Raw genomic sequence first — 18,680 nt, forward strand, 5'->3', positions numbered from 1 at the left:
TATATAATGAGTATCGATTTTAAAAAAGAGGTTCTTAATCATAAGGAGGACTTACTTAAAGATTTATTTGAGTTATTGAGTGTACGTTCAATTTTAGGAACAGATATAACTGAGGAAACTCCATTTGGAAGCGGACCAAGAGAAGCATTAGATCTAATTTTATCTTTTGGTGAACGTGATGGTTACAAGACTAAATTAGTAGAAAATAAAGCTGGACATATTGAAGTAGGTCAAGGTGATGAATTATTTGGTATTCTTGGTCACGTTGATGTGGTACCTGTAGTAGAAGCAGACTGGACTAGTCATCCATTTAAACCAGAAATAAGAGATGGTAAAATATTTGCTCGTGGGTCATTAGATGACAAAGGGCCTACAATGGCAGCTTATTACGCGGTTAAGTTATTAGATAAACTTGGTGTAAAATGGAATAAACGCGTAAGAGTTATTATTGGAAGTGATGAAGAAACTGGATTTAGATGTGTTGAAGCGTACTTTAAACACGAAGAACAACCAGCATCTGGATTCACACCAGATGCGATGTTCCCACTAGTGTATGCTGAAAAAGCAAGAGCAACTTTCGATCACAAATTGAAATTTGTACTTGAAGATGGAAACTATAATTATAAACTTGTTAGATTTAATGGTGGTCAAGTTTTAAATATGGTTATTGCTAGTGCAAAAGCTGAATTAGTTGGTGAAGTATCAGATATTAAAGAAAAATTTGAAAACTTCTTAGCGCAAGAAAAACTTGATGGTGAAGTTACTGTTGAAGATACAATTAAACTTACACTTAAAGGAAAAGCTGCACACGGTTCAACACCACAATATGGTATTAATGGAGCAACAAAATTAGCAGAATTTTTAAGTACATTAGGATTAGATAATAATGGTAAAAACTTTGTAAATTATATAGTAGAAAAACTTGCTAATGATCCATTCGGTGAAAAATTAGGAATTGATTATTCTGATAATGAAATGGGAGAAGCTACATATAACTATGGTATTCTAGATTATGATTTAGAGAAAAAAGTTGGTATAGTTTCAACGGATTGTCGTCATCCTATGAAGTTTGATTTAGTAGCTAGATTGAATGGAGTTAAGGTAGACAATATTGATATTGAAGTTACAAGTACTAAAGAAGCTCATTATGTACCGAAAGATGATGAATTAGTAACTACACTGATGGATGTTTATAGAAAACATACAGGGGATACTAAAAATGATGCGTTTGTACTAGGTGGAGGAACATATGCACGTTGCCTTAAAAAAGGTGTTGCATTTGGATTACTTTTCCCTGGTAAGGAAGATACTATGCACCAAGCAAATGAATATTTAGAAGTAGAAGATTTATTATTAGCTACTGCAATCTATGCAGAAGGAATTTACAAACTTTGTTGTGAACAATAAATTTTATAAAAATATTTATTTGGTATAATGTTTATTTTGTAAAAAATAAGATAATAAGCTATCTCAAAGATATTAATTCTAATTTTTGTATATATAAATTATAATATCTTTGAGATTTTTAATTTTAGTTGAAAAATAGTATCTTGAAAAAAATGATTAAAGAATGTAAAATATATAGTGCATTATAATTTTTAAAAAGAGATTGAAGAAAGGAGCAGTATAAAATATGTCTAAAGAATATTATCAGATGGGCTGGACTTTAGATGATACATATAACGAAGATTATTTTTGTTCGAGAGATAATCAACGTTACTTTATTAAAAAAAATACTACTCCGATGATAGCAACTCTTTCTGCAGAAGGTATTGTACCTAGATTAAGATGGACTAAGCGTATTAGTAATGGAGATGTATTAATCGCACAAGATTTTGAAAATGGTAGAACATTAAATACGGAAGATATGACGGATAAACGTATACCTGAAATTTTGAAAAAAGTGCACGGATCATCAAAACTAAAAAAAATTATGAAAGCTCAAGGCTATGCTGAAGAAACAGCAGCTAGATCGCTTTGTAATTTGAAATCTATCATTGCCGATGACCTTAGAAAAAATAGTAATATTGTCGATGCATTAAATTATTTAGAGAAGTGTTTGCCAGATGATGATGTAGAATATACTCCTTGTCACACGGATCTACATAAGGATAACTGGTTACTTTCTGATCAAGGTAAGTTATTTTTAGTAGATTGGGAACATTCTATACTTTGTGATCCTGCTATTGATATTTCATTTGTATTATATCGATACATACCACAAAGTGAATGGAATGAATGGCTAAAAATTTATGGACAAGAGCCAACAATAAAATATAGAAATAGGCTAAAATGGTATATAACTTTACAATCTGTCATAATGATAGTTTGGTATCATGAGAAGAAACAATTATCAGAAATGAACTCGTGGCTAGTCTTCTTAAATAGTATTTTTAACGATTTTATATAAGCATTAAGTAGGAAATTCCTAATTAATGCTTTTATTTTTTTTATAATCGGTGTAAAATAGAAATAGTTGCGTAATTTATTCTTATAGAAGAAACTAATATTTGAATATATTATGATAAATGAAATTAATGGAGAGATGGGATGAGTATAAAACAATATAAATTATATCTAATTGACCTAGATGGTACAATTTACAATGGTGAGAAGAAGATAAAATATGCTAAGGAGTTTGTTGATTATTTAAATGAAAATAATATAGACTATTTATTCTTAACTAATAATTCAACAAGGCAACCTAAAGACGTAGCAGAACATTTAAAGAAATTTGATATCGAGACATCAGAAGAACATGTATTTACATCAAGTGATGCTACTAAAATTTATCTTGAAGGTAAGGGATATAAAAATTTATATGTAATCGGTGAAGCAGGGCTTAAGAATACTTTAAGTTCATTTACTCAAAGAGAAAATGAGGAAGGTGTTGACGCAGTTGTAGTTGGTCTTGATAGACAACTTACTTATGATAAACTTGCAATTGCTGCAAAAGCTGTATTGAATGGGGCAGAACTGATTGGTACTAATCCAGACACATTGTTACCAACAGCAAATGGCTTTGTACCAAGTAACGGGGGACAAGTTAAGTATCTAGAGTATGCAACTTCTACACCAGCTACCTTTATAGGTAAGCCTAGCAAAATTATTATGGAATGTGCTATGGATTTATTTGACTATAGCAAGGAAGAGATTGTTATGGTTGGAGACAACTATGATACTGATATTATGTCTGGTATTAATGGTGGAATAGATACAATTCACGTTCAAACAGGTGTTACAAGTGTAGAAGATCTAGAAACTAAAGAGCATAAACCGACTTATTCTATTAAAAATTTATTCGAACTAGTTAAATAAAAGGAGAAATCATGATTATTAAAACAGAAGAACAATTACAAAAAATGAAAGAAATAGGTTTCATCTGCGCTACTATTCGCGATGAAATGGTTAAAAGAGCAGTGCCTGGTGTTTCAACAAAAGAATTAGATAATATCGCTAAAGAATTATTTGAAAAACATGGAGCGAAATCTGCGCCAATTACTGAATACGATTTTCCAGGATATACATGTATTTCATTAAATTATCAAGCAGCGCATGGAATACCTTCTAGTACAAAAATACTAAAAGACGGGGATCTTCTAAATATTGATGTATCAGGTTGTAAGGATGGTTATTATGCTGATACCGGTATTTCTTTTGTTGTTGGTAAGGTAGACGATCCAATGAAAGAAAAAGTATGTGAAGTTGCTAAAGAAGCATTTTACGAAGGAATTAAACATGCTGTGGCAGGAAGAAAAATAAACCAAATCGGTAAGCATGTACATAAAAAAATAAAAGAACATAAACTACAAGTAATCGAAAACTTAACGGGTCATGGAATTGGAACTTCATTACATCAAGAACCACAACATGTGTTCAATTATTTTGATCCATGGGATAATCTAATCTTAAAAGATGGTATGTGTTTAGCTGTTGAACCATTCGTCTCAACAAAAGCTAAAACTGTAGGGAACTCAGATAGAGATGAATGGGAATTAGTAGCGAATGATGGTTCATATATTGCTCAATATGAACATACGATTGTTGTTAGAGAGAATGCTGAACCATTGATATTGACTAAAATTGATTAATTTTTAATGGAAAAAGTTGACAAGTTAATAAAAATGTTTTAAGATACTACTTATTATAAAATTATGGAGAGAAGAAAATGGCAGAAAATTTAGTAATAGTCGAATCTCCTTCTAAGGCAAAAACTATTGAAAAATATCTAGGGAAAAAATATAGAGTAATATCTTCAAAAGGTCATGTAAGAGATCTTCCAAAAAGTAGAATGGGAGTAGAAGTACTAGATAATGGAAATGTAGATGTTGATTACATTTCTATAAGAGGGAAGGGCGATGTAATTAAGTCTTTAAAAAAAGAAGCTAAAGGAAAGAAAGTATTCCTAGCATCCGATCCCGATAGAGAAGGAGAGGCAATAGCTTGGCATATTGCACATATTTTAGGATTAGATAATAATTCTGATAACAGAATTGTTTTTAATGAAATAACAAAAGACGCAGTAAAAGATGCGATAAAGCATCCACGTAAGATAAATACTGATTTAGTTCAGTCACAACAAGCCAGAAGAATATTAGATCGTTTAGTTGGATATAATATTTCTCCTGTCCTTTGGAAAAAAGTAAAACCAAAGCTATCTGCAGGAAGAGTGCAAAACGCGGCTCTAAAGCTAATTGTTGATAGAGAAGAAGAAATTCAAAAATTCGTTCCACAAGAATATTGGTCTATGCCAATCGATTTTATAAAAAATAGAAAAGTCTTAACGGCTAATTTCTATTCTTATAAAGGAGAAAAACTTAAACTTGAAAGTAAAAAAGATGTAGAAAAAATAAGAAAAGCTATAAAAGGTGAGACATTTAAAGTTATCGATGTAACGAAAACTAATAAAAATCGTAATGCACCGAATGTTTATATTACTTCTACAATGCAACAAGATGCTTCTAGAAAGATTAACTTCAAAACACGCAAGACTATGAGTGTTGCTCAAGAATTGTATGAAGGTATTAACCTTAAAAAGTTAGGTGGAGTTACTGGTTTAATTACATATATGAGAACGGACTCTACAAGGGTTTCTGATGAAGCGGTTAAAATGGCTAGTGATTATATACTTAACAATTTTGGTAAAGAATATTTAGCGTCAGCAGTTAAAGCTAGAAAATCAAGCAAGAATGTTCAAGATGCTCATGAAGGAATTAGACCAACAAATGTTAACTTCACACCTGACAGTATTAAAGAATACTTGTCTAATGATCAATATAAACTGTATAAACTTATATGGGAAAGATTCTTAGCTAGTCGTATGAGTGCTGCAGTTTATGAAACAAGCACAACTACATTTGAAAATAATAAGGTTGTATATAGAGGGGCGCATTCTAAGTTACTGTTTAATGGATTCTTAGCAGTATTGAAAGAAAAAGAAAAAGTAAAACTTGCACCAGAATTTGAAGTCGGAGAAGATGCAAAAGTCAAAGAAATTAAAGAAGAACAGCATTTTACTCAACCACCTGCACGCTACTCTGAAGCTAAACTTATAGCTGAACTTGAAGAGTTAGGAGTAGGACGTCCTTCAACTTATGCTACAATTGTTGATACTTTACAAAAGAGATATTATGCAAAATTACAAAATAAAGTATTTACACCAACTGAATTAGGAACATTAGTTAGTAAGATAACAGAACAATATTTCCCTGATATTATAAATACTAAGTTTACAGCTAATCTTGAGAGTCAATTAGACGATATAGCAGAAGGCAAAGTAGGTTGGGAAAAAACTATTTATAATTTCTATAGCAATTTTAGAAAAGATGTTGAAAAAGCAGAAACTGAAATGGAAAAAGTAGAAATTAAACAAGAATTTACAGGAGAAAGCTGTCCAGAATGTTCTTCACCACTTGTATTTAAGTTAGGTAAATTCGGTAAGTTTATTGCTTGTTCTAATTTCCCTGACTGTAGATATACTAATACTATCCAAAAAAAGGTTGGAGTAACATGTCCAAAATGTAAGAAACATGAAATTTTAGAGAAGAAATCTAAAAAAGGAAAATTATTCTATGGTTGTGAAGGATTCCCAGAATGTGATTTTGTTTCATGGGATAAACCTATAAATAGAAGTTGTCCAAAATGTTCAAATATCTTATATGAAGGAAAAAAAGGTGTACAATGTGCACATTGTGACTATAAAGAAGAAATAAAAAAATAGAAAAATGGATAAAAAGGATTTGATAATTGTTCTCAATTATCGAATCCTTTTGTTATTAGTACGATACATATAGATTATAGAAAATTAATTGTTTGAAAATGATTGCATTATTGATATATTAGAATTGCAAACGAAATACTTTATCTACAAATTTAATGAATTATCAGAAAATTTAAAACATTTATCCAACAAAAAAGGTAATATATTTTAAAAATCTATTGACAAATGTTAATAAATATATTATTGTATATAACATATTAAAAATTAATTGAAAATATTTGGAGGAGATGACATGTTGAAATTTTTAAAGAAAAATCCATATGTATCAATTGGACTTATGCTATTTGCACTATTCTTTGGTGCTGGTAACTTAATTTTCCCAGCATTCTTAGGACAAAACGCTGGAACAAACTTATCTACAGCGATGATCGGATTTATTATTATGGGAGTGGGATTACCACTACTAGGAGTTATTGTAATGGGGTATTCAGGGGCTGAAGACCTATTAGATTTATCAAGCAGAGCAGGGAAAGTATTCGGTGTTGCTTTTACGACTTTATTATACTTAACAATTGGACCTTTCTTTGCAATCCCTAGAACAGGGACTACTACTTATGAACTAGGATTATCTAGCTTCGTAGCACCAGAAAATACTACAATTGCCCAAGCTATTTTCTTAGCATTCTTTATGGGATTAACATTATGGTTAGCTATTAGCCCTAATAAATTAGTAGATAGAATCGGAACTGTAATCACACCAGTTTTACTACTTTCAATGGTTGTTTTAATCATTGCATCATTAGTAAAACCTATGGGTGTAGCACAAGAACCTACAAAAACTTATCAAACTACTTCATTAGCATTTACAAATGGATTAATGGAAGGTTATAATACAATGGATGCATTAGCATCATTAGTATTTGGTATTATCGTAATTAACTCTGTTAAACTTTACGGAGCAAAAACTAAAAAAGAAGTATTTAACAATACAGCTAAATCAGCAATTATCGCTGCTTTATTATTAGCTTTAGTATATGTATTTATCTCTAATATCGGAGCAACATCAGTTTCTGTTTTAGGATTACAAAAAACTGGAGCAGGAGTATTAACAGGGGCAACAACATATTACTTTGGTAATGTTGGTAAATTATTACTATTCGTTATCGTATTCTTAGCTTGTTTAACTACAAGTGTTGGATTAGTAACAGCTTGTGCTTCATTCTTCGTAAGACTTTACGACAAAGTTAGTTATAAAACTTACGCTATCGCATTAACATTATTCTCATTTGCAGTAGGTAACTACGGATTAGCAGCAATCATCCAAGGAGCTGTTCCAGTACTTGTTTTATTATATCCATTAACAATGGTATTAATTTTACTAGGATTTTTAAACAACTTCTTTGGTGGTAAAAAAGTAGTTTATGTTTGTACAGTTTTATTCACTGGATTATTTAGTTTATATTCTACTGTAGCTTCAACATTTAAACTTGCAGTACCTGCAGTTGATAATGTTCTAGCTAAAGTAAACTTCCTTCCAGTACCAGCTGATTTTGCTTGGTTAAACTATGCATTAGTAGGATTTGTACTTGGAGTTGTATTAACATTCTTTGTAAAAGAAAATAAATAACTACACGTAAGATGGTAGAAGAGATATCTTCTATCATCTTTTATTTTTCTTTACTATTGTTTTGACATTAGGTTAAAGCAATGGTATTATTATAAGATGTAATCTAATATTTAAAGAGATAAAATGAATATAACAATAAAACATTACACTAATGTTATTTTTTATAGGAGAAATAATGGTTTTAGAATTTAAAGAATATACAAAAAAAATAAAAAGAGATACGATATTAGAACTTGATTTCAGAGTTGAAACAGGAGAAATATTGACTATTGTTAATAATAGTTCTGCAAGTTTAGAATTATTAAAGGATTCTTTTAGACAAAGAACTAAGTTTAAAGGTGAAATTCTTTTCGATGGTGAGAACATAAATAATCAGAGACTTTTATTTGCTAAAGATTTTGGTTTTTATAATGATTTATCATTATTAAAAAATCTGAAAAAAGCATTATCTCTATTTAATATAAAAGCTACTGAAGAAGAATTAGTAGGTGACCTAGAATTTTTAAACTTAGATTCTGGAGGAAAATATAAGGATTTAGAATCAAATGAAGTGACAAAATTTCATATTCTATTTTCAATTTTAGTAGATCAAAATGTATTAATCGTTGATAACACGGAAGAGAGTTTAACTACTGAAGATAAAGAAGAGATTAGTGAATTAATTCTTGATAAATCAAACAATGCAAATGTGATTATTTTAGATACAATGCTTAATAGCTTTAATAGTATTGCTGATAAAGTTTTAGTTATTACTGATGGAATTAAATCATACTTCGGAAATTTAGAAGACTTATTAATATTAAAACAACTTACGGCTATAAATGTTTCTAGTCAAGAAAATCTAGATGAAATTTTAGAAGGGCATCAATTTACTATTTATCACAATAATGAAATAGTAGTAAGAGAAGAAGTTCTTGAAGAAGTAGTTTATGCTTTATTGAAAAATAACATAGAAATATTTCAAATTCGTAATCTAGGTGAAAAAATTAAACTATATGAGGGCGAGGCTGATCTATAATGTTGTTCGCATTAGAATTCGGAAAGTTATTTAGACGTAAATTTAATTATTTATTTATAATTATTTTATCGTTAATTAACTTTGCATTTGTATATAAACTAGACACGTTGGCTACGTTTTATGATAAGTCAATATTAGATATTATATTTTCAATAATTCTTAAAGTGAATATGGTGATAGTAATTTTTATAATGGGATTAAATTACATATATTCATATAGAGAAGATTATATTTCAAAAGTAAATGTTCTTTTGGAAATAAGAAAAAAGAAATCAACAAGAGATATCTTAGCTATTTTAGCAAATTTAATTTATTTTTTAGTTTACTATGTTATAGTAATTGCATGCTTCATAGGAATAATTTTCTTACTAAAAAGAAATATTTTTGAAGAGTTAAAAACATTAATGTTGAATGTTAATACAGCAGGATCATATGCTGCGATGCTAGTTTTATTATTCGTGTTTGCTAACCTTATTTTCTTATTAGCATTAACACTATTTAATAACACAAACTTGGCAATTTCTTTCTCACTTTTATTTTTCATAGGAGGAGAAGTTATAGCAAATATGATAAAATCTAGATTTTCTGTACCAGCAGAAAGAGTAGATAATAGTGTATTAACTATCTTTACTAAATCTTTTAATCTATTAAATCAGAATATTACTTTTAATCTGGGTAACTTTTTACCGCTAGCATTAAACATGTTAGGATTAATCGTAGTTATCGTTATTGTTAGATTAATGAAAAAAATAATAGGATAGAAGGAGATTAGAATGGATACACAGATACTAATTCAATATGTGATAGTATTATTGAGTTTAATACTTTTAGAAGGATTACTTTCAGCAGATAATGCTATTGTTCTTGCAGTTATGGTTAGACATCTGCCACCTAAAGAACAAAAGCATGCATTGATGTACGGTCTTGCAGGAGCATTGATATTTAGAATAATAGCGATTTTCTTAATTACAATATTAGCGCAGTATTGGGAAATTCAAGTTTTAGGTGGTTTGTACTTGTTATATATGGCAGGTGCACATATTAAAGAATTTTTCGATAAAAGAAAACAAGGTGATGAAACTGAAGAGATTGCTGAACCTAAAAAACAAAGTGGTTTCTGGGCGACTGTAATTAAAGTTGAGCTTACTGATATAGCTTTTGCGATTGATTCAATTTTAGCTGCTGTAGCTATTGCGATAACATTACCTCATATTTCTGAGACATCTATTGGAGGAATTAACCTTGGTCAATTTACTGTAATGGTAATTGGAGGTTTTGTTGGTGTAGTTATCATGCGTTATGCAGCTAACATATTTATAAGAGTATTAGAAACTAAACCAGGTTTAGAAATCGCCGCATTTCTTATTGTTGGTTGGGTAGGTATTAAACTATTTGTAATTGCAGCTGCTCATGAGAAATTAGCACTTATCCCTCATGATTTCCCACATTCTACACTTTGGACTGTTATTTTCTGGGTAGTATTACTTGGATTATTAGTGTGGGGAGTATTAGTTTCAAAAAGATTTGAAAATAAATAGTATTTAAAAAGAGATGATATGTATATATCGTCTCTTTTTAGTATTTGTATGTTTCTTATTTTCATATACACAAATTAATATCTATGATATAATTTTAAATTATATATTAAAATACAAGGAGGATAAAAATGGCATTTGATGGTTTTTTCATAAGAAAAATGGTGAAAGAATTAGAAGAAAATATATTAAATGGTCGTATAAATAAAATAAATAATTTATCGACAGATGAATTTGTATTTTCTGTTAGAAAAGGAAAGAATTTAAAATTGTTTTTATCTGCAAGTTCAAGTGCGTCTAGAATACAGTTAACAAATAATAGTTTTGAAAATCCTTCAACACCTTCGAATTTTTGTTCAGTACTTAGAAAGTATTTAACAGGTGGAATAATATTAGAAATAAATCAAGTTAATAATGACCGAATAGTAATTTTTAAAATAAAAAACTTTGATGATTTAGGATACGAAAAGTATTATTATCTAATTTCAGAATTAATGGGTAAACACTCAAATATAATATTAACTAATGAAGATAATATTATATTAGAGTCTTTAAAAAATAGCTACAGTCTTGAGTATAAGAGATCGACTATATCTAATATGGAATACACCCTTCCTCCGACAGTAGAAAAAATTAATCCTTTTGACTTTAGTAGCTATAGTGACATTGAGTTTCCTATTGATGATAAAAAATTCTTAATGAAAAGTTTCTACGGCGTTTCAGCATTACTGAATAATTATTTCCCAAAAAATTCGGAAGAAGATTTGAAAAATTCATTTATTAGTTTTTGTAAGGAGTTTGATAATTACTTTAAACCCGTTTTACTTGAAGAGAACAATAAGAAGGATTTTTATTTCTTTGAAGTTAAAGAGTATAGTAGAGATTTTGAATCATTGTCACAATTATTAGATTACTACTACATGGATATAGCCAGAGAGTCGATAAATAAAAATACTGATAAAAAGCTTTTTAATTTTGTTAATTCTAAAATAAATAGATTAAATAAGAAAATTGATATATTAAAAAATGAACTGGAACAAGCTAATAATAGAGATGATTATAAATTAAAGGGACAACTTCTAATTTCAAATATTTATTTATTTAAAAAAGAAATACCGGAGATTGTAACACTGCAAAATTTTTATAGTGAAGATTTATCGGATATTGAGATCGATTTAGATCCGAATCTAACTATTGAGAAGAATTCAGAGAAGTACTTTGATTTATATAAAAAGAACAAGAGAACAATTGAGAATTTAATTGAACAAATAGAGATTGCGAAACAGGATTTAGGATATTTTGAGACTATAAAATTCCAAATAGAAAATGCAGATAAAACTGATATAGCAGAAATCAAAGAAGAATTGATTGCTAATGGAATATTAAAAGAAAAGATTAAGGTAAATAAGAAAAAAAATAAGAGTAATTATTTTGTAATTAACCATAATGGTACTGCCATTTATGTCGGAAAAAATAATCTTCAAAATGATGCTATTACCAATAAATTAGCAAGACGAGATTACCTATGGTTTCATGCTAAAGATATTCCTGGTAGTCACGTTGTAATTTTCGATAATAATCCTAGCGAAGAGACAATAGAGATTGCATCGATGTTAGCTGCCTATTATTCTAAGTTTAAAAATGAAGAGTATGTTAATGTTGATAGAACGTTAATTAAAAATGTAAAAAAAATATCTGGTGCTAAACCGGGCTTAGTAACTTACACTGGACAAAAAACAGTTAAGCAGAAAATTGATAAAGATTTTATAGGTGAGCTTTTAATAAAATAAATCAATTAAATAGTCAAGGAAGGTGAATATATGAATGATAAATTAGATATAAAGACTGCAATAAAGGATACATTACCTACAGTTTTTGGATATATTGGAATAGGTTTGGCATTTGGTATCATAGCAAGTTCAGCTGGTTTTAATCCTCTCGTTGTCGGAGCGATGTCGTTATTCATATACGCAGGTGGTGCACAATTCATAACTGTAAGTATGCTTTCAAGCGGCTTTCCAATACTTTCAATCGTCCTTGCAACTTTTTTAATTAATTCAAGAATGATATTAATGAGTATGGCAACAGCTCCGTTTTTCAAACGATATAGTGTATTTAAGAATATTATTATTGGTACTTTTTTAACTGATGAGAGTTTTGCTTTAGGAATGAATAAACAGAACTATACTAATGGAAGATTGACTTATGAATGGTTTAATGCTGCAAACCTAGTATCATATTTTACATGGGTTGCGTCATCGGTACTAGGTGCGTTGTTAGGTGGAGTAGTTAAGGATCCCAAGTCCTTAGGTTTAGATTTTGCTCTAGTAGCGATGTTTATAGGATTATTGTATTTACAGGTTATTTCAGATTTTACTATTAAGAAAAAAGTACAATTTCTAGTAATTATTGTTGTATTCTTCTTAGTATATTTTGGAATGATTTTTATCCCAAGCAATGTATTGATTATTGTGGTTACTTTAATAGGATGTGCGATAGGAGTGGTGTTGAAAAATGTTATCTACTAACTATATAATATTAACAATATTAGGATGCACAATTGTGACTTGGTTATCTAGGGTACTTCCATTTGTATTATTAAAGAAATTTGATTTACCTAAGCCAATCATAGAGTATTTAAGTTTTGTGCCGATTGTAATAATGTCAGCTTTATGGTTTGATAGCCTATTTATTCAAAAGATTGGAGAGTTTCCTCAGATTAATTATGAAAATCTACTTGCTTCTCTACCTACTGTATTGAGTGCAATTATTTCAAAGAGTCTTTTGGTGATAGTTGTAGTAGGAATAAGTTCATTAGCAATTATTAGACTTGTATTTTAAAAATAAAAATTGAGAATTTTAAGAAAATATTATCGAATTAATTTACAACTTAAATATACATGTTTATAGTTTAAATTTTTTCCGATTTATGGTATCATAAAAAGATAATAAAACATAACAGAAGGATACGAAAAATGGAGAAAGGATTATTAATAGTTCTTTCAGGACCTTCAGGAGTAGGTAAAGGTACTGTTAGAAAAAGAATTTTTGAAAGTAATAATGTTGACTTCGAATATTCAATTTCAATGACGTCAAGAGGTATGAGACCTGGTGAAGTAGACGGGGTTGATTATTTCTTTAAGACGAAAGAAGAATTTGAATCTTTAATACAGCAAGGTGAGCTATTAGAATATGCTCAGTATGTCGATAATTATTACGGAACTCCCGTTAAATATGTAAGGGAGACGATGGAAAAAGGAAAAGATATATTTTTAGAAATTGAAGTACAAGGTGCAGGACAAGTAAAAAGTAAAATTCCAGATGCTTTATTTATATTTTTAGCACCACCTAGTATTGGTGACCTTAAAGAAAGATTAAAAGGTCGTGGAACTGAGAGTGATGAAGTAATTGAATCACGTATAGCGAAAGCTAAAAAAGAAATTAATATGATGCACTTATACGATTATGTAGTTGAGAATGATGAAGTAGACAAAGCTGTAGAAAGAATTAAAGCAATTATACTTAGTGAGCATTTAAAACGTGAGCGTATAGAGATGAAATATAGAAGAGCATTATTAGAATTAGAAGAAATGTAGGAGAAAAAAATGTTATATCCAAAATTAGACGTATTAAAATCAAAAGTAAACTCAAAATATATGCTAGTGTCATTAGCAAGTAAAAGAGCAAGAGAACTATTTGCAAATCCTGAAACAAGCAAACTAGATAAATACACTTCTCATAAAGAAGTTGGTAAAGCATTAGAGGAAATTGCTGAAGGTAAAATTTCTGTATTAGAAAAATAGTTTAGATTATTGTTTACAAAACGTTATTTTTAGTGTAAAGTAATATAAGTGTTTTTCTTTGAGTGATCGCGGCAGAAATGCTGAGGAAAGTCCATACTCACACAGGCTGAGATGCCTGTAGTGTTCAACGCTAAACGAAAAAATAAGTTTAGGCACCTTATGGTGACGGCAGAAAATATGACCTAAGTAGTTTTCTATATGGTTATATGTCTTGAAAGTGCCACAGTGACGGAGTTCTTATAGAAATATAAGAAGTGGAACGCGGTAAACCCCTTGAGTGAGCAATTCAAATTTTGGTAGAAGCACTTATTCCGCAGAAATGAATGTAGGAATAGGAAATATGTATATATTTAGACAGATGATCACAGCTATTTTTACGAGAGTAGACTAGTCTCGTTTGAGTAAGATAGATACAGAATATGGCTTATGATAAGAAAAACAACTAGTTCTAGGGGCTCTTAGGAGCCCCTTTTTTTAAGGAGGAAGAAATGAATTTTAATTTAGTAGCAACAACCCCTATGGGAATTGAAGCAATAGTAGCTAAAGAAGTGCAAGAATTAGGTTATGAAACAAAAGTAGAAAACGGGAGAGTGTATTATTCAGGAGATAAGAGAGCAATAGTGCGTTCGAACCTATGGTTAAGATGTGCAGATAGGGTTAAAATCGTAGTTGCACAATTTCCTGCGTATACTTTCGAAGAACTTTTTGAAAAAACTAAAGAAATAGAATGGGATAAATATCTTCCAGTAGATGCTAAGTTTCCTGTCGATGGACGAAGTCATAAGTCTACACTATTTAGTGTTTCTGACTGTCAGTCAATCGTAAAAAAAGCAATTGTTGAAAAAATGAAGAAAAGCTATGGAGTTACAGGGTGGTTAACCGAGACAGGAGCTAGATATAGACTAGAGATTATTATGTTAAATGATATTGCAACTATTCTATTAGATACGTCTGGAGATGGATTACATAAGCGTGGATATCGTGCTAAACAAGGGACAGCTCCATTAAAAGAAACATTAGCAGCAGCAATGGTAAAACTAACTAACTGGAAAGGTGAAACACCTTTATATGATTTATTCTGTGGATCAGGAACATTATTAATTGAAGCGGCTATGGCGGCACAAAATATGGCACCTGGAATCAATAGAAACTTTGACTTTGAAAAATGGCCATGGATGCCGAAAAGTCTCGTAGATGAAGAAAGAAATAAGGCTGAGGATCTAATTGATTATGAAAAAGAATTAGAATTATATGGTTCTGATATTGATCCTAAGATGATAGCAACTGCTGAAAATAATGCTGAAGAAATAGGGTTAGCAGGAGTTATTAAGTTTAAACAGATGTCAGTTTTCGACTTTGTAGCGAAGAAGGAAACTGGGTGTGTAATTGCCAACCCACCGTATGGAGAACGTTTAGGAGAGAAAAAAGAAGTAGAGGCGATGTATAAGTTTTTAGGGACTGAACTTAAAAATAAAAAACATTGGTCACTCTACTTATTAACATCTCATAAAATGTTTGAACATTTATACGGGAAAAAGGCAACGAAAAGAAGAAAGTTATTTAACGGTTCCATTGAATGTACCTATTATCAATACTGGGGAGAAAAATTAAGATAACATTTGACAATTATAAAAATATATCATAAAATAAGGATGTAAGTAGAGTTATATTATAAAGAAAAGAGGTTGAGTTTATGCATTTAACAAAAAGTACTGAACAAGCAATCTGTATAATGGTAATGTTATACCTTCAAGATAGGCATGTTTTCTTAAATTCTAAGGAAATAAGTCAGCGTTTAAATATTTCTCCAACGTATCTGAAAAAAATTATGAGAAAATTGGTTGTCAATGATCTAGTAAAAGCTAACACTGGTATTGGCGGGGGATATAAATATAAATCAAATAAAAAAGTTACTTTATATGACGTATATGTAGCGCTAAATGATGAAGTAGAAATATTTGCTTTAAAAACAGATTATGTATCTAAAATTTTTGAAGGTGCGTTAGCGGTTGATAAACGTTATAGCAAGTATTTGAAAAAAGTTAATACAGTAAATAAAGCTATAAAATCTTCATTAGAAGAAATTACGATCGAAAACTTAGTTGAAGATATTCTTGAAGAGAATTCTAAGATAAGATTAGATTGGAATAATTGGGAAGACGAATTTGAAAGGGTAAATGTCTTCTTTAAAGGATAAAAAAAGAACGGTTATGATTTTTCATAACCGTATTTTTTATTATAAAGCACTAGCAAAAGATTCGATAAATTTATCGATATTTTCAAAGTCTTCGTCTGTATCTGCTTCAATTTCAATTTTAAGGTTTTCTGTTGGGTTAGTTGCACCAGTTTTAGCAATTTGCTCGTTGAATTGATCTACAGAAACACAATATTCATCATAAATTGTGTCACCAGTACCTATAACTCCATAGATTTTTCCTTCATAGTTTTTATCAGCAAGTGCTTCGAAAAATTCTTCCATTTCTTCTGGTAGCTCTCCTTCACCATATGTGTATGTAGCTACGATAAATGCATCGGCATCATCAAGAAAATCAAAATCTTCCATATCTTCGATAAATAATTTTTCTATTTCTAATCCTTTTTCTTCTTCGAATTTTTCAATCATTAAATCAGATAACATTTCAGTATTACCTGTTAAACTCGCATAAACTAATTTAATATTCAAAAAGATTCCTCCGTTCTATATTATATATAAATGATAACTATTCCCTATTATAACGTATTAGAAAAGTTAAGTAAACAAAAACATTTCAGAATATTTATTTTGAGCAAAAGTATTGAAAATTTATGAAAATTGTAGTTTAATTTAACTATCATTTACATTTTGGAGGTACATTATGGAAAAAGGTCTTAATCTTTTCCATTCTATCTGTAGTTGGAGAGAAATTTAATATAAAAATTTTACAAAATATAAATAGAAGATGAGTAATATACTCATTTGGAGGATAGATAAATGGAAAACAAATTTACATTCTTTGAGAAATTTATTATGATTTCTACAAAAGAAACTTTATTATTTTTATTAGTGCTTTTTGGACTATTTTACTTTATGTATTATCTAGCGCAAAAAAGAGTTAGTTCTTCAAAGCGAACTTTATTATCAACAGCAATTGGTTTACTTTTAGGTATAGCTATTCAAGCATATTCAGGTTTTAGTGATGAACCGATGAAAATTAAATATGTTGCTGAGATTACAACTTGGTATTCATTATTCGGTAATGGTTTTATTGATTTGATTAAAATGTTAATTGTTCCATTAGTACTTGTTTCTATTATTAATGTTATAGTTAATATTAATGCAAACACTGATGTGAAAAAACTAACACGTTTAACTTTAATTATTACTTTAGGTATGGTAGCTATAAGTTCAATTGTTGGGTTTGTAGTGTCTGCTATCTTTAAACTTGGAAGTAGTTCTATTGTTCTAGGAAATGGAGATAGTAAAATTAAAGAAGTGAAAAACGTTGTTACAATTATTCGTGAATTAATTCCTTCAAATCCTATAAAAGCGATGGTTGATTTTAACGTTATCGGTGTAGTAATTTTTGCAATGTTTATAGGCTTAGCTGCAAGATATATTCAAAATAAAGATGAAAACAAAGTTAAAACTTTTATTGATTATATCGCCAACTTACATGCTATAGTTTCTCGTATGACAGTGTTAGTAATTAGATTATTACCTTATGCAGTAATTCCATTATTAGCGAATACAATTGCTCAAAGAGGATTAAAATCAATTAAAGATGTATTATTATTCATTGCTTTACTATATGTAGCCGTTGTAATTCAATTCATTATTCAAGGATTATTCTTAGTTTTACACGGTGTTTCACCAGTTACATACTTCAAAAAAGCAAGTAAACCTTTAGTTTTAGCATTTACTTCTCGTTCAAGTGCAGGTACTTTACCTCTAACAATTAGTACATTAACTAAAGAAATGGGAGTAAACCAATCAACAGCAAACTTTGTTGCTTCATTCTCATCTACAGCAGGGATGCAAGGATGTGCAGGGATTTACCCGACTATGTTAGTTGTGTTCTTAGCTAATGCAAATGGAATTGCAATTGATGCAACATTATTCATTATGACTGTGATTGTTGTAACTTTAGGTTCAGTAGGTATTGCAGGAGTTCCAGGAACAGCAATTACTGCTGCTTCAGTTTCAGTAAACGGAGTAGGTTTTGGTGCATTATTTAATCAAATTAACCCAATCTTAGCAGTAGATCCAATCTTAGATATGGGACGTACTTGCTTAAACGTTAGTGGTGGTATGACAAACTCAATAATGGTTGATAAACACTTAGGTTTATTCAGTAAAGATAAATTTAATGAGTTTAACAAGCTAACAGAATAGACAGATTAATCGTGGTACGAAAGTGCTACGATTTTTTTGTATTCAAATATTATAGCTAGATAGTAAGAATATAAATACTATCTAACATAGGATGAAAATGTAAAA

The 18,680-nt window shown here is 29.6% G+C and carries 18 protein-coding genes and 1 other RNA gene; 18 read left to right on the forward strand and 1 reads right to left on the reverse strand.

What is annotated here, in order from left to right; genetic code table 11:
- Positions 1–6: 6 nt before the first annotated feature.
- The 17 genes from pepV (at position 7) to O3884_RS04875 (ending at position 16,400) form a co-directional block, all read left to right on the forward strand.
- Positions 7–1,407: a dipeptidase PepV gene (pepV, locus tag O3884_RS04795; protein ID WP_371452072.1), complete on the forward strand. Its 1,401-nt coding sequence runs from the start codon at positions 7–9 to the stop codon at positions 1,405–1,407.
- Positions 1,408–1,633: 226 nt separating this feature from the next.
- Positions 1,634–2,410, forward strand: a complete 777-nt coding sequence (locus O3884_RS04800) for a phosphotransferase family protein (protein WP_294681428.1) — start codon at positions 1,634–1,636, stop codon at positions 2,408–2,410.
- 140 nt (positions 2,411–2,550) lie between these two features.
- Positions 2,551–3,318, forward strand: coding sequence for a TIGR01457 family HAD-type hydrolase (locus tag O3884_RS04805; RefSeq protein WP_371452074.1), 768 nt, complete (start codon positions 2,551–2,553; stop codon positions 3,316–3,318).
- A gap of 11 nt (positions 3,319–3,329) precedes the next feature.
- Entirely contained in the window at positions 3,330–4,091 is a 762-nt protein-coding gene (gene map, locus O3884_RS04810; RefSeq protein ID WP_371452075.1) for a type I methionyl aminopeptidase, read from the forward strand.
- 77 nt (positions 4,092–4,168) lie between these two features.
- Positions 4,169–6,220: a type I DNA topoisomerase gene (gene topA, locus O3884_RS04815; protein ID WP_371452077.1), complete on the forward strand. Its 2,052-nt coding sequence runs from the start codon at positions 4,169–4,171 to the stop codon at positions 6,218–6,220.
- A gap of 292 nt (positions 6,221–6,512) precedes the next feature.
- Positions 6,513–7,847, forward strand: coding sequence for a branched-chain amino acid transport system II carrier protein (gene brnQ, locus O3884_RS04820; RefSeq protein ID WP_371452079.1), 1,335 nt, complete (start codon positions 6,513–6,515; stop codon positions 7,845–7,847).
- 175 nt (positions 7,848–8,022) lie between these two features.
- On the forward strand, positions 8,023–8,865 hold the full coding sequence (locus O3884_RS04825; RefSeq protein WP_371452081.1) for an ABC transporter ATP-binding protein: 843 nt from the start codon (positions 8,023–8,025) through the stop codon (positions 8,863–8,865).
- A complete protein-coding gene (locus O3884_RS04830) occupies positions 8,865–9,626 on the forward strand; it encodes an iron ABC transporter permease (RefSeq protein ID WP_371452082.1) in 762 nt (253 codons plus the stop codon). Before O3884_RS04825 ends, O3884_RS04830 begins: the two co-directional genes overlap by 1 nt.
- A gap of 12 nt (positions 9,627–9,638) precedes the next feature.
- Positions 9,639–10,403 (forward strand): TerC family protein, encoded by a 765-nt coding sequence (locus O3884_RS04835; protein ID WP_371452084.1) that lies wholly within the window; start codon positions 9,639–9,641, stop codon positions 10,401–10,403.
- 128 nt (positions 10,404–10,531) lie between these two features.
- Entirely contained in the window at positions 10,532–12,190 is a 1,659-nt protein-coding gene (locus O3884_RS04840) for an Rqc2 family fibronectin-binding protein (protein WP_371452085.1), read from the forward strand.
- Between the two features lie 30 nt (positions 12,191–12,220).
- Positions 12,221–12,928, forward strand: a complete 708-nt coding sequence (locus tag O3884_RS04845) for an AzlC family ABC transporter permease (RefSeq protein ID WP_371452087.1) — start codon at positions 12,221–12,223, stop codon at positions 12,926–12,928.
- Entirely contained in the window at positions 12,915–13,241 is a 327-nt protein-coding gene (locus tag O3884_RS04850; RefSeq protein ID WP_371452089.1) for an AzlD domain-containing protein, read from the forward strand. Before O3884_RS04845 ends, O3884_RS04850 begins: the two co-directional genes overlap by 14 nt.
- A 134-nt stretch (positions 13,242–13,375) precedes the next feature.
- Positions 13,376–13,996: a guanylate kinase gene (gmk, locus tag O3884_RS04855; RefSeq protein WP_371452091.1), complete on the forward strand. Its 621-nt coding sequence runs from the start codon at positions 13,376–13,378 to the stop codon at positions 13,994–13,996.
- A 9-nt stretch (positions 13,997–14,005) separates the two neighbouring features.
- On the forward strand, positions 14,006–14,203 hold the full coding sequence (gene rpoZ / locus O3884_RS04860; RefSeq protein WP_004264469.1) for a DNA-directed RNA polymerase subunit omega: 198 nt from the start codon (positions 14,006–14,008) through the stop codon (positions 14,201–14,203).
- 54 nt (positions 14,204–14,257) lie between these two features.
- Positions 14,258–14,635: RNase P RNA component class B (rnpB, locus tag O3884_RS04865), an RNA gene on the forward strand.
- A 56-nt stretch (positions 14,636–14,691) separates the two neighbouring features.
- A complete protein-coding gene (locus O3884_RS04870) occupies positions 14,692–15,819 on the forward strand; it encodes a THUMP domain-containing class I SAM-dependent RNA methyltransferase (RefSeq protein WP_371452092.1) in 1,128 nt (375 codons plus the stop codon).
- 77 nt (positions 15,820–15,896) lie between these two features.
- A complete protein-coding gene (locus tag O3884_RS04875; protein WP_003144673.1) occupies positions 15,897–16,400 on the forward strand; it encodes an RrF2 family transcriptional regulator in 504 nt (167 codons plus the stop codon).
- 39 nt (positions 16,401–16,439) lie between these two features.
- Here the strand turns inward: O3884_RS04875 and O3884_RS04880 are convergent, their stop codons facing one another.
- Entirely contained in the window at positions 16,440–16,886 is a 447-nt protein-coding gene (locus tag O3884_RS04880) for a flavodoxin (RefSeq protein WP_371452094.1), read from the reverse strand.
- Between the two features lie 288 nt (positions 16,887–17,174).
- Here O3884_RS04880 and O3884_RS04885 point away from each other — a divergent pair, with 288 nt between their 5' ends.
- On the forward strand, positions 17,175–18,575 hold the full coding sequence (locus tag O3884_RS04885) for a cation:dicarboxylate symporter family transporter (RefSeq protein WP_371452096.1): 1,401 nt from the start codon (positions 17,175–17,177) through the stop codon (positions 18,573–18,575).
- Positions 18,576–18,680: the final 105 nt, after the last annotated feature.

Origin of the sequence: Gemella sp. 20925_1_85 (assembly GCF_041433735.1) — a bacterium.
Classification (GTDB): Bacteria; Bacillota; Bacilli; order Staphylococcales; family Gemellaceae; genus Gemella.

Excerpts from the sequence above, each read along its gene's own strand:
- pepV (WP_371452072.1), top strand. The coding sequence starts at position 7 with ATGAGTATCGATTTTAAAAAAGAGGTTCTTAATCATAAGGAGGACTTA.
- O3884_RS04800 (WP_294681428.1), top strand. The coding sequence starts at position 1,634 with ATGTCTAAAGAATATTATCAGATGGGCTGGACTTTAGATGATACATAT.
- O3884_RS04805 (WP_371452074.1), top strand. The coding sequence starts at position 2,551 with ATGAGTATAAAACAATATAAATTATATCTAATTGACCTAGATGGTACA.
- map (WP_371452075.1), top strand. The coding sequence starts at position 3,330 with ATGATTATTAAAACAGAAGAACAATTACAAAAAATGAAAGAAATAGGT.
- topA (WP_371452077.1), top strand. The coding sequence starts at position 4,169 with ATGGCAGAAAATTTAGTAATAGTCGAATCTCCTTCTAAGGCAAAAACT.
- brnQ (WP_371452079.1), top strand. The coding sequence starts at position 6,513 with ATGTTGAAATTTTTAAAGAAAAATCCATATGTATCAATTGGACTTATG.
- O3884_RS04825 (WP_371452081.1), top strand. The coding sequence starts at position 8,023 with ATGGTTTTAGAATTTAAAGAATATACAAAAAAAATAAAAAGAGATACG.
- O3884_RS04830 (WP_371452082.1), top strand. The coding sequence starts at position 8,865 with ATGTTGTTCGCATTAGAATTCGGAAAGTTATTTAGACGTAAATTTAAT.
- O3884_RS04835 (WP_371452084.1), top strand. The coding sequence starts at position 9,639 with ATGGATACACAGATACTAATTCAATATGTGATAGTATTATTGAGTTTA.
- O3884_RS04840 (WP_371452085.1), top strand. The coding sequence starts at position 10,532 with ATGGCATTTGATGGTTTTTTCATAAGAAAAATGGTGAAAGAATTAGAA.
- O3884_RS04845 (WP_371452087.1), top strand. The coding sequence starts at position 12,221 with ATGAATGATAAATTAGATATAAAGACTGCAATAAAGGATACATTACCT.
- O3884_RS04850 (WP_371452089.1), top strand. The coding sequence starts at position 12,915 with ATGTTATCTACTAACTATATAATATTAACAATATTAGGATGCACAATT.
- gmk (WP_371452091.1), top strand. The coding sequence starts at position 13,376 with ATGGAGAAAGGATTATTAATAGTTCTTTCAGGACCTTCAGGAGTAGGT.
- rpoZ (WP_004264469.1), top strand. The coding sequence starts at position 14,006 with ATGTTATATCCAAAATTAGACGTATTAAAATCAAAAGTAAACTCAAAA.
- O3884_RS04870 (WP_371452092.1), top strand. The coding sequence starts at position 14,692 with ATGAATTTTAATTTAGTAGCAACAACCCCTATGGGAATTGAAGCAATA.
- O3884_RS04875 (WP_003144673.1), top strand. The coding sequence starts at position 15,897 with ATGCATTTAACAAAAAGTACTGAACAAGCAATCTGTATAATGGTAATG.
- O3884_RS04885 (WP_371452096.1), top strand. The coding sequence starts at position 17,175 with ATGGAAAACAAATTTACATTCTTTGAGAAATTTATTATGATTTCTACA.